The 14,083-nt window shown below is 42.3% G+C and carries 6 protein-coding genes, 1 tRNA gene, 2 pseudogenes and 1 CRISPR repeat array; of the genes and pseudogenes, 7 read left to right on the forward strand and 2 right to left on the reverse strand.

All coding sequences use genetic code 11. From position 1 onward, the window contains the following. Positions 1 to 49 precede the first annotated feature (49 nt). Positions 50 to 1,027, reverse strand: a complete 978-nt coding sequence (locus A4S05_RS23690) for an SDR family NAD(P)-dependent oxidoreductase (RefSeq protein ID WP_069072246.1) — start codon at positions 1,025 to 1,027, stop codon at positions 50 to 52. 142 nt (positions 1,028 to 1,169) lie between these two features. Here A4S05_RS23690 and A4S05_RS23695 point away from each other — a divergent pair, with 142 nt between their 5' ends. Next, positions 1,170 to 1,790 carry a hypothetical protein gene (locus A4S05_RS23695; RefSeq protein ID WP_069072247.1) on the forward strand — a complete coding sequence of 207 codons (621 nt, stop codon included), beginning with the start codon at positions 1,170 to 1,172 and terminating at the stop codon, positions 1,788 to 1,790. A gap of 163 nt (positions 1,791 to 1,953) precedes the next feature. Beyond that, a tRNA-Val gene (locus A4S05_RS23700) sits at positions 1,954 to 2,027 on the forward strand. Between the two features lie 185 nt (positions 2,028 to 2,212). Continuing rightward, positions 2,213 to 2,965: a CRISPR direct-repeat array (repeat unit 37 nt; unit sequence CTTTCAACCCACCCAGTACCTGGAGGGTTGTTGTCAC). 445 nt (positions 2,966 to 3,410) lie between these two features. Here A4S05_RS23700 and cas12k read toward each other — a convergent pair. Then, positions 3,411 to 5,351: pseudogene (gene cas12k / locus A4S05_RS23705) on the reverse strand (type V CRISPR-associated protein Cas12k). Positions 5,352 to 5,431: 80 nt separating this feature from the next. On the opposite strand from cas12k, the gene A4S05_RS23710 reads away from it, so the two are divergent. The 5 genes and pseudogenes from A4S05_RS23710 (at position 5,432) to pglX (ending at position 13,902) form a co-directional block, all read left to right on the forward strand. Beyond that, positions 5,432 to 5,884: a MerR family transcriptional regulator gene (locus A4S05_RS23710; RefSeq protein ID WP_069072248.1), complete on the forward strand. Its 453-nt coding sequence runs from the start codon at positions 5,432 to 5,434 to the stop codon at positions 5,882 to 5,884. A gap of 287 nt (positions 5,885 to 6,171) precedes the next feature. Further along, on the forward strand, positions 6,172 to 6,765 hold the full coding sequence (locus A4S05_RS23715) for a DUF1788 domain-containing protein (RefSeq protein ID WP_069072249.1): 594 nt from the start codon (positions 6,172 to 6,174) through the stop codon (positions 6,763 to 6,765). Further along, positions 6,762 to 6,914 (forward strand): hypothetical protein, encoded by a 153-nt coding sequence (locus tag A4S05_RS43525; RefSeq protein WP_256091115.1) that lies wholly within the window; start codon positions 6,762 to 6,764, stop codon positions 6,912 to 6,914. Before A4S05_RS23715 ends, A4S05_RS43525 begins: the two co-directional genes overlap by 4 nt. 12 nt (positions 6,915 to 6,926) lie before the next feature. Then, positions 6,927 to 10,301: pseudogene (gene brxC, locus A4S05_RS23720) on the forward strand (BREX system P-loop protein BrxC); the annotation flags it as partial. 64 nt (positions 10,302 to 10,365) lie between these two features. After that, the gene (pglX, locus tag A4S05_RS23725; protein ID WP_069072250.1) at positions 10,366 to 13,902 is read left to right on the forward strand and encodes a BREX-1 system adenine-specific DNA-methyltransferase PglX; all 3,537 of its coding nucleotides are present in this window, start codon (positions 10,366 to 10,368) and stop codon (positions 13,900 to 13,902) included. Positions 13,903 to 14,083 lie beyond the last annotated feature (181 nt).

The following is a 14,083-nucleotide window of genomic DNA, read 5'->3' on the forward strand; positions in this document are numbered from 1 at the left end:
ATGCCCCATGCCCCATGCCCAATGCCCCATGCCCCATGCCTAATACCAATTAAATTTTAGGCGAACCGAGGGCATTCAATAATAACAGTGACCACGGCACTTTAATATCAGGTATAAGCCATGAGTATTGTCTTAGTATAGGTAATGCAGCTGGCAGCACAAAACGCAGAGAACGTAGCGATGCAGGCAGATCGCCATTTTCATCGACAATTCCATATTTCTTAGCTAGTTCGGCAACAATCTGCACACGTCCTGTACGGTGCATGATATTTGTTTCACAAGCAAGTGCAGCAATCACCCGTCCAGTTAATAGGGGAGTTTCCCAGTTATAGCGATCGCTAATTAATGAGTTTTTTGGGTCAGTCTCATTAGTTTGATTCATTTCCGAAGCAAAACGGGCAAAAAGCTCAGTACCAACAATACCTGGCCAAATTGAAACAGAAGCAACATTATAAGGCTTTAACTCAATAGCCATATCAGCAGCTAGGCGATCGCAAGCGGCTTTACCAACACCATAAGCTGTATTAAAAATATAAGACATACTACCCCACGAGGAAATGGTGCAAATTAGTCCAGAATTACGCTTAGTCATCATTCGGGCTGCAAAAACACTTGCAACATAATGGCTACGAAGACCAACATTGTTGCTAGCATCCCAAAGACTTGGTTCACAATCCCAAAAGGGCTGCCCATAAGCGTCTCTTAATGCCTGAACTCCTGAGTAAGCATTATTTACCAGTAGGTCGAGTTGTCCATCCTGCTCATCTTGAATGCGATCGAAAAGCAAACGTACCTGTTTATCGTCACTGTGGTCTACTTGAGCGGGAATGCATACACCACCGACTTCTTCAATAGCTGATTGAGTGTCACCAAGACTTCCTAAAACCGCATCACTGGAAGAGTTGTTGAGACTACGACCCGTAATGTATACAGTTGCACCTGCTTCACCAAGTCCAATCGCAATTCCCCTACCAATTCCCCGCGTAGCACCTGTGACCAACGCCACTTTACCTTCAAGGTGTTTCATGATTGCTCTATTTGTCCCTAATCTTTTACAAGCTAGTGCGTAAGTTCTGTTTATAAAATACCTACAGATAGAAGGAAACAAAACAGATGAACGGTACAATCTATCAGGAAAGCAAAGAAATAGTTAAACCCAAAGTGCCTTCATGACGGCTAACTTAACATCTATAACGACATTTGACTTTGTGACTATGCTATCCCAGGCTGCGGCTGCCTATCGAGGAGAGAGAGGTACACGCCCTAGTGCTGAAATATTAGTAACTGCGTTGCTACAAGCAGAAAAAGCTGCCAAGCAGCAACGTTCGACTTATCCGTTTGAGTCTCTTCTCGGTAAATGGCAACTTTGCTTTGTTACTGGTACTAAAAAAGCCAGAAAGCATGGGGGAATTTTATTAGGCAAGGGTTTGTATGTACCCAAGTTTATTGCAATCCATGTTTCCTTTAATGCCACTTTGCAACAGGATTCAGATCGAGGCGAAATTAGTAATCAAGTTGAATTTGGCCCAGCTTTATTAAAGCTCACGGGGCCAGTGCAATATTTAGGTAAGAAAAATTTATTAGCGTTTGACTTTAACCAGATGCTTATCAGTCTGTTTGATCGTGTTGTTTACAACAGACCAATCCGTGCTAGTCAAATTGAAACAGAAGATTTTTACAACCAGCCCATAGCTAAATTACCCTTCTTTGCCTTCTTTTTAGTGACGGAAGATTTCATTGCGGCTCGTGGTCGTGGAGGAGGATTAGCATTTTGGATTCGAGAAGTTTAAATACTTTTTCAGGAAATTAGCCCGTCTTCCTTGCAGCAAAAGGGAAGAGAATTTGACTTTTTTCTTTCATTCGTAGCGGGTAATGCATGGAGTTCGCCTAATTTAGTTTTTTTTCTTGCCTTGTCAAAGAAGTATATGCTAATATTGATAATTGTGTGGTTAAGGACGTATAGCTCAGTTGGTTAGAGCGCTACGTTGACATCGTAGAGGTCACTGGTTCGAATCCAGTTACGTCCATTTTGTTGTACAGTGACTAATTATTTGTCGTCGGTGACAGATTAATGTCGTTTGGACTAATTAACTGTCGTCGGGACAAATTGATGTCGTTTAAGTACCAGTGACAGATTAATGTCATTTATTTACAGAGACTATAGCGATAATGTCAACGTAGCGCTCTCTTTCAACCCTCCCTAATAAAAATTATGATAACCCACCTAGTACCTGGCGGGTTATTACAACATTTTTGCGTGCGTAATAGTTTCAGATTTGGCTTTCAACCCACCCAGTACCTGGAGGGTTGTTGTCACAGGTTTAAGTGTCCATCCTGTGGTTATATTGCATCCTTTCAACCCACCCAGTACCTGGAGGGTTGTTGTCACAAGTTTTCTGATTAAGTGCCTGGATTTCTCCAGCAACTTTCAACCCACCCAGTACCTGGAGGGTTGTTGTCACTAGCGAAATTAATGGATGGGCGGCCAGTTAGATTCTTTCAACCCACCCAGTACCTGGAGGGTTGTTGTCACCTTTTCTTAGCAGCACATCGCGATCGGAACAATCACTTTCAACCCACCCAGTACCTGGAGGGTTGTTGTCACATGGTCAGCGATCGCTTTTAAGCAAACTACAGAACTTTCAACCCACCCAGTACCTGGAGGGTTGTTGTCACTTGTCAACTAGAGGGGCAATTGTCTCTCTTTCCCTTTCAACCCACCCAGTACCTGGAGGGTTGTTGTCACGAGTTTGGGTGGAAACAACACGCTATATTTGGCGATCCTTTCAACCCACCCAGTACCTGGAGGGTTGTTGTCACTTGTTATATAAATAAGCACCACCCACTCCCGCACCCTTTCAACCCACCCAGTACCTGGAGGGTTGTTGTCACTTTAGTACATACGTGTTAAGGAGTGCAGTATACTGACTTTCAACCCACCCAGTACCTGGAGGGTTGTTGTCACCCACTCAGTTTAAAAATATTGTAGGGCAACGTTTCTAGATTTCCTCAGCGCGTATGTCTCCCAATTTCCTATTTGAGCCTCAGTCACAAGAATCATATCTGGATGGAAAAACGATAAATTCAGATGGGGCAGGGTATTTGGAACTTGCGCGGAACTCTTAGAAATTTTGCCTTGATTTTAGTCCTTCAAATGAAGAATTGGGGAGGGTTCCCCCTTGATCGGGGGTGATTCAGTAGCCACTACAGCAGTACATCCGCGCCCTTATTGCTGGGAGCGCACCTATCCTGTTCGAAGACAGCAGCATCAGGGTGAGCAGCTACTAGGGTCAGAAAGCAAGACAGTATTGCTACAGTCAAACTAACCCTCATTTAACACAGTTCAGAGGCTGCAAGCAGCATTAACTGCGGCGCTATTTATTATTTTATTGTCAAGGTTCAGATATTTGTCAACTTCGCCTAGCTAGGCGGAGATGGTAAGCAGAAAGTGCTAATTCTTTTGCTTGTTCATGAGGGCTACCTCTAACAGGTTGTTTTCCCTCTTCAATCACAATTCCTGCCTGGGTAGCTTTACTTTGAATACTCTGTATTAATCTGCCATAGCTCCACTTGTGAACGTTAACCCGGTATTGTTTGGCGTATTTTTGCTGACCTTCAACGTAGCCAGGAAATTTTTGTTCGGCTATGGCTTGAATTTCACTTTGGAGAATCTCTCGCGTATCCCCTAGCTTAGGCAAAACTATGCTGCCAGCTTTATAGGTTTGTGCGATCGCTACAATTTCTTTAGCCAACAACCTATCTACATACTGCCCTAATTCAGATGTCCCAAATTGATTGTCAGAAGAATGTTTTTGTGCTTTGTGGCGTTCGTGGGATAGCGATCGCTGTTGTCGTCTCTGGCGATTCAGGAGTTCGTAATTGTCACCAAGTAGCTGGCGAATACTCCGGTAAGCCAAGACTTTGTTAGCGATGTCTGCGACGGGCTTCGCCTACGCATCTACTACAGCCACGGTGGCAGGTTTTTCTAGTCCCAGGCTTACTCCAACCAAAATGTGTGATTGACCTTGGTAAAGGGGTTGACTAGGACGCTCAAAGCTATTATTCATTCGATTAAGCGTTGATTCTTTACGTTGAATAAAAGCTTTCTGTGTATCCTTTAGGTCACTTTTTTCTTTCATCTTCGTGATGAGTTTGCTAATTTCTTCTGCTTTCTCTTGGCGAACCTGTTCTGTTCCGTCAGCAGTCCATAGGCGATTGTCAACACAGCAGTAGAGGTTCAATCGGTTAAGGTTCCAAGGTTCGCCCTTACCCTCTCCTTCTTGCCAAACTAGATGACCATTTCTGAGAGTGAATAAGCCACTAGAATACTGGCTTTTACTTTGGCGTTTAGTTTGTTGATCTTCTAGGAAACGTTGAAACCAGTGAAGTTGGCGATTGTCGCAGTATACCTCAAAGCTAAGATCGCTCAATCCATTGAAGTGAACACATAGCCTACCTTTTTGATTTTTTGACCAAACCATATCCTCGTTCGTTTCAAAAACAAGGGGGAATGGAAGAGAACTTGGTCGAGTTAATAGAATATCCTGCCAGCGCTTGGCTTCGGCGTTATCTTCAGGAAAGGTGGTTGTCGCAGTGAAGAGTGTCTCTAACCATTTACCATTGGTTAAATCTCGACCTCTAGGCATCCGACTTATTAACTTTTCGGTAAGCCTTTGAATTTGGATTTCAACTTGACGACGACGTTTAGCAAATTTTTCTGAATCTTCTTCTTTATCGCTAAGTTTGCAGCCATTTTTCAATAAGTAGCTGATGGCGCTGCGGCTAAGGATGTCTTCTGTCTCTTGGTAAGCTTCAAATAAGTTATTGGATAAACTACGGTCAGAACTAGATGACGAGGATTTTTTAGCCTTCTTGCCCTTTTTTCTTTTGGGTTGAGAGCTATCTGAGTCAGATGTTGGCATAGCTTTTGCCAAAATTTCAGAGGCTTTGGTACGAATAGCCTCCATACTAGAACCGCTAGTTTCCACAAGTTCAACATCACTGTTGAGCATTTCTAGCCAGCGCATTTTGCCGTCTAGCTGTTGCTGTAGACGTTTTTGTATTGCCAGCCAAGACTTGTAGATGTAGTCCACAATATGAATCGCCGACATATATAAACGGCTAGGTTGACCTACAAAGCGAGGGTCAGTCTTGAGAGGTTGGCACAGTTGACTAACAACAGTTGTTGGGAGCTTACCTTGTTGTCGCCAATTCTCGAAGTCTGGGTGTTTACCAAGTTGTTCGACTAGTTCATTAATTAAGGGTGTGTTTAAAGTTGCCATCAATTTCCACAGTTTTTGGCGGACTGATTCACTGGCAATAAGACGGCACTGGATAGTAATCTGACTCATAAAAATAAAATATCATATAAATACACTATGTATTCTTAAAAAATTTAAATTTAAAAAATTGCTTCTGTAGGATGATTTCTATGGAAGAAAAATTCTACACAAGCACAGAAGCTGCTGAAATTACTAATTGTTCCCGTCGTCAATTACAGTATTGGCGAGATAAAAGTGTTGTTATACCAACTGTGAATACCACAGGTAAAGGACGTAATGTTTACTACTCCGTAGCTGACCTGTTGACGCTAACTGTGATGCATTATTTATTGTCTGTTGGCTTAAGCTTTGAAGTTTGCCGGGAAGCTTTGGCTATGTTGCAAGATAAGGAGCCTTGGCTGTTTGAGGAATTTGTGTCTAAAAAAAAGATGAGGCGACTGATGCTGATATCTAACGCCTCTCAGGAAAAGTATTTAACATTAGCAGAATTTGATAAAGAGGCAGCGCTAGAAGCTCTTTGTCAAGGGCAGACTGTAATTCCTTTTTGGTGCGATCGCATTCACGAAGTCTTACACCAAAACCTCAAACGTTTTAGCGAGTAATATTAAGTACTATTACACCGCATAAGGATACTTGGGATTCAGTAACATTATGCTTTACCCAGAATCTGAAAAAGCCTAGACCTCTCTCAAAACTCAACTACAGCAGATCAAGCCTGTTGACATCTAGAAAAATACAATTTATTAATTGCCTAACAAAAACCGTAAATTTACATACAACTTGTAAAAATTTACCGATTATCCTTGATAAAAAATATTGAGGATATATTTTACTGTGTATATAAATTACTTGAATACAGCCAAGTTAGCTGTGGGTTAATACGGTAGTTATGCCCACATTGACCATTAATCAGCGCCTTGATGCACTGCTACCAAAGCTGCAAGATGCACGCCTGCTGAGTAACCGTGGCATTGGTAACGAAATTGGCTTTTATATTTTTGATTATGACGCTGAATATGAACCACTGGTACAACGCTACGTCGATCGCCTGAAGCTGCAATTGACGAGTTCACCGATCCAGCTTATTTTGCTGGAAATCGACCTTTACAAGACTATTCTCGACATCTTGTCAGAACGAGGGGTACTCAAAAAAGCTCTTGAGTTAGAAGCAACTAAAGGAAATGCTGCCCTGGCTAAGACCGTTGCGCCCCTTGTCCGACCTGACCAAGTTATTGCCTACATCCAAAAAAAACTTAGGGGTGATGAACAGCTTGTAATCATGACTGGAGTTGGTGCTAGCTGGCCCCTTTTGCGATCGCACAGTATTCTCAACAACCTGCACCCAGTACTTGACAAAATCCCCCTAGTGATGTTTTTCCCTGGTTCTTACGATGGGCACGAACTACGCCTATTCGACACCTTTAAGGATGACAACTACTATCGCGCCTTCCCTCTGATTCCCCACCAACAACACCACTTATGAATATCGCCGAACTCTTCCAAAAGGACATTCACCGTAATATCAATGGCGTTATTAAAGTTGGGCAGAAGGATGACGAGAATATTCGTCAAGAATTGGAAGAGTATGTCGTTACCAACGAACTGGATAGGCACTTTCGGACATTTTTTTAACGCTACACCAATGCCTTAAGTAATCCTACGGATAAGATGGGTGTATGGATTTCTGGATTTTTTGGCTCAGGGAAATCTCACTTTTTGAAAATTCTGTCATACCTATTGGCTAATCATCAACTGGAAACTAGCCGCGCCTTGGATTACTTTGATGAAAAACGCATACCCGATCCGATGTTGCAAGCCTTGATAGCACAGGCGGCACATAGTTCTTGCGATGTGATTTTATTCAATATTGACTCCAAAGCTGATGCCAATAATAAAAATCATAAAGAAAGCATTACCAAAGTCTTTCAAAAGGTATTTGACGAGCATTTGGGGTATTTTGGAACGGTTCTTCCCATTGCTGAGTTTGAACGTCAACTAGATCGCCAAGGTAAATATGCAGCTTTTCAACAAGCTTTCTTGGCAGAGAGTGGCTTGGAATGGAAGGAAAACCGAGATGCTTGGGGTTTTCATCAAGATGCGATCGCTAGTGCTTTACAAACTAGCACGGGCATGAGTGCAGAAGCGGCCAACCGCTTACTGGATTTCAGCGAACAAAATTATACTCTGAGTCCAGAAAAATTTGCTGGCATGGTAAAGCAGTATCTGGATAGTAAAGGGACGCAACATCGCCTAATTTTTATGGTGGATGAGGTAGGACAGTATATCGGTGAAGACAGCAAACTGATGCTGAACCTACAGACTGTTGTGGAAGATTTGGGTACTTACTGTTTGGGAAAAGCTTGGGTGGTGGTGACATCCCAAGAGGCAATGGATGAGATTACCAAAAACAAGATTAAAGGCGAGGACTTTTCTAAGATTATTGGTCGTTTTTATCGCCCACTGAATTTGTCTTCTGCTAATACCGATGAGGTAATTAAGTTACGCTTGCTGGGCAAAACTGATGCGGCGCGGGCAGGGTTGGAAGCTTTGTATAACCAGAAGATTGCTATTCTGAGAAACCAAATTGCTTTTACTCAGGATAGCGCCGATATGCCGGGATATGGCAATCCTCAAGATTTCTTTACTGCCTATCCTTTTATTCCCTATCAATTTAATCTGTTACAAAAGGTTTTCACTCAAATTCGCCTCATGGGTTCTGCTGGCAAGCACTTGGCATCAGGAGAGCGATCGCTATTGGATGCTTTTCAGGTTGCTTCCCAAGCGGTAGCCGGAGAACCTCTTGGTGTGCTGGTTCCGTTCCACACCTTTTACATGGCAGTAGAAGGCTTTTTGGATAGTTCGATCAACCAAGTTATTATTCAGGCGGGTCGGAATCCGCAACTACATTCTTTTGACATTGACCTATTGAAGACCCTATTCATGGTCAAATACCTGAAAGAAATTCGGGCTAATTTGGATAATTTAACTACTCTTAGTCTAAATAATATTGACCAGGACAAATTGGTATTGCGGCAGCAGGTAGAAGCATCTTTGGGGCGGTTGGAACGTCAAACTCTTATCCAGCGTAATGGCGATGAATATATTTTCTTGACCCATGAAGAGCAGGATATTGGCAGAGAAATCAAAAATACTCCAGTTGATTCAGGAAAAGTCAAAGAAGAACTACGAAAGCTTATTTGGGAATCAATTTTCACTGATAAACTATTTCGTTACAGTCAGCGACACCAGTATAAATTTAACCGCAAGCTGGATGAACAACTCCATAGTCAACAAAGTGATATAACTCTGCACATTGTTACTCCTTGTGCTGAAACTTACACTGCTATGCAGGAGGATACTTTCTGCATTGGTACTACAGGGGGAGGTTATGAGGTCTTAGTGCGATTGCCTTATGAGCAACGTTTGGTAGATGACCTCGAAACCCTTGTTAAGACAGAAAAGTATATAAAATTGAAAAGTGGTAGCAACCTCAGCCCTAGCATCCAGAGAATTTTAAGAGATCAAAGCGACCAAAATAGTAAGCGGTGTGAGGATGTGAAAACCATCCTAGAGAATTTGATTACTCGTGCTGACGTATTTGCCTGTGGTAGCAAGTTAGAAATTCGCAGTCGAGACACTAAAAGCTTGCTGAATGAAGGTTTGAGCTATTTAGTAGGCAATGTGTATCAAAAGCTCGGTTACGTAGCTAGTGGTTTTGAAAACGAAGATCAGGTAAGCAATGCCCTAACTCGTGAGAGTCAAGAACAAGATATTAACGGACAGGCTGTTAATGTGGCTGCTCATAGTGAAATGCGAGCTTGGTTAATGGAAGAAACCCGCCTTCGCCGCCTTGTCAGCATTAAGGCATTGGTAGACAAGTTTGCAGGTCGTCCCTATGGGTGGTCGGAATTTGACACTTTGGGGGTGATGGCGGAACTTGCTAACAAGGGTGTAATAGAATTGCGACACGCTCAAGGCAACGTTAATCTGCATGATAAAGGTTTAGTAATACAGTTGCGATCGCGCAAAGAAATAGATAAATATACCGTCCGTCTAACCGATGAAATTAACCCAGCAAACTTGAAGATTGCTAAAGATATGGCCAGCGACTTACTCAATGGCAATATGTCTAGCGATCCACAGTTGCTATTTGAACAATACAAAAATGCCCTAACAAAACGCTCTCAAGAACTAGAAGGTTGGTTAATCCAAGCAGAAGGTGGGCTTCCCTTTGCTGAATTACTGCGTACTAACTTAGATTTGCTGGCTGAATTGTTAACCAAGGACAGTGCGGCGAAGTTTTTCGACACATTTCGTCAGCGACGGGATGATATAGAAGAATTTATCGAAGATGTGCAAAAGCTACAATCCTTCTTCAGCACACAAATTAAGCTGTTCCAGCAAGCTCGTAATGACCTGAAAACTTTAGAACCAGAACTACGCCATATTACTGATCCAGATTTGCTCAGGCGGGTAGATTTAGTTAAGCAAATTTTGGCGATGTCTGACCCCACTGCCAAAATTCCAGAATTAGCAATGTTACTCCTACCTGTCAAAGATAAGGTGCAGGAAGCGCTAAAAACTCAAATATATCAGGTGGAGAGTAAAAGCAAGGCAATGCGGGAGAAATTAGCTGAGTATGTGACTTCCGCTCACCAAGACATTTCTGCACAGTTTGACCTTAGCAATATCACCCAAGACATCGATAAAGTTGTCACCTCCGTTAACCAAGTAACAAGTATCGATTCTGCGATCGCACGTCAAAGTGAACTAGAAAGCATCCTCCCACAATTGTTGCAAAAAGTAGATCAGCAAGCCAATGAAATCATTCAGCGTCAGTCAAACAATGGCAGTAACGGTAAAGCTACTTATGTCAAACCCATCGTATCAGTGCAGGTAGCGAGAGTTGCACCTAAACCCCTACTGGAAACACTCCAAGATGTAGATGTTTATCTAGAGGCGTTGCGGAAAACGCTATTGGATGAGATTCAACAAAATCATCGCGTTCGCCTTGAGTAATATTACTTAGTTATATCAATCATTTTCCTACCTTTATTGCATCACCCTATTCCCTCATCAGCTTATGAACCGCACTGCTATCAAAAACTTTGCTATTTGGGCGCGTCGTTACCTACGAGAACAAGTTAAAGCCCGTGCTGCCCAATTTGGCATAACTCACAAAAGTATTACAGAACCTCAGACAGTTGCAGGTGGACTGCTGGTAGCGGGTCAAACGCTAAATACCACGGAAGCAAACCAGTATCATCAACTGCGAAATCGTCTACAAGACTTAACGCTAACTTCCAGCCAACCCCAGGCGGTAGATGCGCTGATAGATGAAATTGCCTACACCTGGTTTAACCGTTTGGCGGCGTTGCGGTTTATGGAGGTGAATGGATATATCGGGCGGGTGTTGAGTAGTAGCGACTCCAATTTGGTAGACCCTGATTTGTTACGGGATGCTAGTTCTATTGCCGAAATGGGGGATTTACCTGGACTTGACTTGGATACTCTCAATGAGTGGCGCAGTTTTGCCAATCGCAATCCTAATCCCGATGAGTTTCTTTACCGCCGTCTGCTGTTAGCTCAGTGTAAAGCTTTGGCGGAGGGAATTCCGGCACTGTTTGACCCTCGCCAGAACTACCAAGCGCTGTTTTTGCCTGGAAATTTGTTAAATCAGGATTCAATTGTACGGCGGCTGGTAAAGGAGATTCCAGAGGAGGACTGGCAGAATATTGAAGTAGTGGGTTGGCTGTATCAGTTCTACATTTCGGAACGCAAGGATGAGGTGATTGGGGCAAAGTCGAAGGTTGCAGCCGCAGATATTCCAGCAGCGACGCAATTGTTTACCCCTCACTGGATTGTTCGGTATATGGTGGAGAACAGTTTAGGGCGGTTGTGGTTAGAGTCTCACCCAGAATCACGCTTGCGTGAGTATATGCCTTACTACTTGGAAAATCCTAACGATAATGGTGAGGGTGAAAAACCGCAAGCTTTAACGCCTCAAGAGTTGACCGTGATAGATCCTGCTTGTGGTAGTGGTCATATTTTGGTGTATGCGTTTGATTTGCTGTTTGAAATTTACAGAGAGAAAGGTTATTTAGAGCGAGATATTCCGGCGCTAATTTTGACGCACAATTTGTATGGTTTAGATATTGATGAACGTGCAGCGCAGTTAGCAAGTTTTGCGGTATTGATGAAGGCACGGGCCAAGAATTCGCGGATTTTGCGGAAATCTCTGGCTTTGAATATTACGGCGGTGCGTCCTACCCATAGTCAGACTTTACCACTAGCTACAGAATTAAATGCTGAAGATTGGGAACCGTTAATTGAGGCTTTTAAGGATGCAGAGAATTTGGGAAGTTTAATTACGCCACCAGTGTTTGATAGTGAGAAGTTGAAATGGCAATTAAATAATTTAGAGGCGAGTGATTCACTATTTCGGGAGTGTGTTCCGGCTTTACAAGCGTTATTGTTACAGGCAGAGTTGTTGAAGAATAAGTATTGGGTTGTGGTTGCGAATCCGCCTTACATGGGAAGTAAAAGTTTAAATGATGTATTAAGAAATTTTGCCAATAAAAATTATCCTCATTCTAAATCAGACGCTTTCTCTATATTTATTGAACGTTTTTTAAATATGAGTTTACAAAACGGATTCATTGGCTTAATGACACCATTTACTTGGATGTTTTTAAGTTCTTATGAGAAATTGCGTAGACGTATATTAAGTGAAAATACAATAACCAGCCTAATTAGACCGGAATATCATGCTTTTTTTGATTCAGCATTTGTACCAATATGCGCTTTTAGTCTATTGAATAAAGCTTTACCTGAATATCAAGGAACTTTTATTGACCTTAATAAATTTTATGGTGCTGATTTGCAACCAATTAAGGTTTTAGAAGCAATCAAAAATCCTAGTTGTGGATATCTATACTATGCAAAGACGGCTGATTTTGCAAAGATTCCGGGGAGTGCGATCGCTTATTGGGTGAGTCAAAAAGTGTTAAATATTTTTGAAACTGCTATACCACTTGGAAATATTTCTAACCCAGCAGTTGGACTTCAAACTGGTAATAATGATCAATTCTTACGTTTATGGTTTGAAGTCAAAATACAAAAAATTGGATTTGCACTAGAAAATAGAGAAGAAGCAAATATCTCAAAATTTAAGTGGTTTCCTTATAATAAAGGGGGTGAATACAGAAAATGGTATGGAAATCAAGAGTTTATTGTTAATTGGGAAAATGATGGGTCTAAGTTAGCAGATTATAAGCCTAAAGCTGTTATTAGAAATCCTAAATATTATTTCAAAAACTCTATTAGTTGGTCTAAGATAACAAGCAGTTATTTTTCATTAAGATTCTACCCTAGTGGATTTATTTTTGATGTTGCAGGAACATCAATATTTTTCGACGATGAAACCAGAGTTAAAACGGTTTTAGGATTAATGAATTCACCTATTATGAATAGTACTATAGGCGGACTTTCTCCAACCTTAAATTTTGAAGTTGGACAAATATCAAATTTTCCAATACTTAAGACTATTGATAAACTTGACACTAATAATATTGAAACTGTAGAAAAAGCGATAAAGCTTTCCCAGGAAGACTGGAACAACTTTGAAACATCCTGGGATTTCCAAATCCACCCCCTATTACGCCACAACACCGAACACCTTAGCGAAGCCTTCACCATTTGGCAAAGCAAATCAGAAACCGCCTTCCGCGAACTCCAACAACTCGAAGAAGAAAATAACCGCTACTGGATAGAAGCTTATGGCTTACAAGACGAACTCACCCCAGAAGTACCCGACGACCAAATCACCATCCGCCGCGCCGACTTAAACAAAGATATCCGTTCCCTCATCTCCTACGCCGTCGGCTGTATCATGGGGCGCTACTCCCTCGACAAACCCGGACTCATCCACGCCGGACAACCTTTTGACCCCACCCTACACCAAACCTTAAGCGCCAGCAGTGATGCAATTATTCCCATCACAGACCAAGCATACTTTGATAACGATATCGTTACCCGCTTCATAGAATTTCTGCGAGTCGCCTACAGTCCCGAAACCCTTACCGAAAACCTCAACTTCATCGCCAACGCCCTCACCCTCAAAAACGGCGAAAGCGCCCAAGAACGCATCCGCCGCTACTTTCTGCAAGAATTCATTTCTGACCACATTCAAACTTATAAAAAACGCCCCATCTACTGGCTGTTTACCAGTGGAAAAAAACGAGCTTTTGGCGCATTACTATATTTACACCGTTACAGCGAAGATGCTCTTGCTCGTATCCGCACCGATTATGTTTTGGAATTGCAAGTCAAACTAGATGGGGAAATTGCCAGGGCGCAACAACAGTTAGATAATACCAGTTCTAGCGCCGCTAAAAAAGCTGCCACAAACCGTTTGAAAGAACTACAAGCGCAACAGCTAGAACTGCGAGATTACCAAGCCAAGCTGCAAACCCAAGCCGATGCGCGAATTAATCTTGATCTTGACGATGGTGTAGCGTACAATTACACGCGCTTCAAAGGATTAGTTTATGAAGGTGCAGATTTAAAAATTGCTGATTTAGAGAAAGCTTCGCAGTGGAAATTAGAATTATTAAAATAAAAGGCACAAGTGACATAGACCTCTTGCAAAAGTCCCTAACACCCCACCCCCAACTCCTCCCCTTAGCAAGGCGTGTATACACAAGTCGAGTTACCCCCCTTAATCCCCCCTTGTAAAGGGGGGAAACCGGAAAATCTTGTTCCCCTCCCCTTTACATACGGGGAGGGTTAGGGTCTTTCAA

This window comes from Nostoc sp. KVJ20, from assembly GCF_001712795.1.
In the GTDB taxonomy this organism is placed as follows: Bacteria; Cyanobacteriota; Cyanobacteriia; order Cyanobacteriales; family Nostocaceae; genus Nostoc.

Excerpts from the sequence above, each read along its gene's own strand:
- A4S05_RS23690 (WP_069072246.1), bottom strand. The coding sequence starts at position 1,027 with ATGAAACACCTTGAAGGTAAAGTGGCGTTGGTCACAGGTGCTACGCGG.
- A4S05_RS23695 (WP_069072247.1), top strand. The coding sequence starts at position 1,170 with ATGACGGCTAACTTAACATCTATAACGACATTTGACTTTGTGACTATG.
- A4S05_RS23710 (WP_069072248.1), top strand. The coding sequence starts at position 5,432 with ATGGAAGAAAAATTCTACACAAGCACAGAAGCTGCTGAAATTACTAAT.
- A4S05_RS23715 (WP_069072249.1), top strand. The coding sequence starts at position 6,172 with ATGCCCACATTGACCATTAATCAGCGCCTTGATGCACTGCTACCAAAG.
- A4S05_RS43525 (WP_256091115.1), top strand. The coding sequence starts at position 6,762 with ATGAATATCGCCGAACTCTTCCAAAAGGACATTCACCGTAATATCAAT.
- pglX (WP_069072250.1), top strand. The coding sequence starts at position 10,366 with ATGAACCGCACTGCTATCAAAAACTTTGCTATTTGGGCGCGTCGTTAC.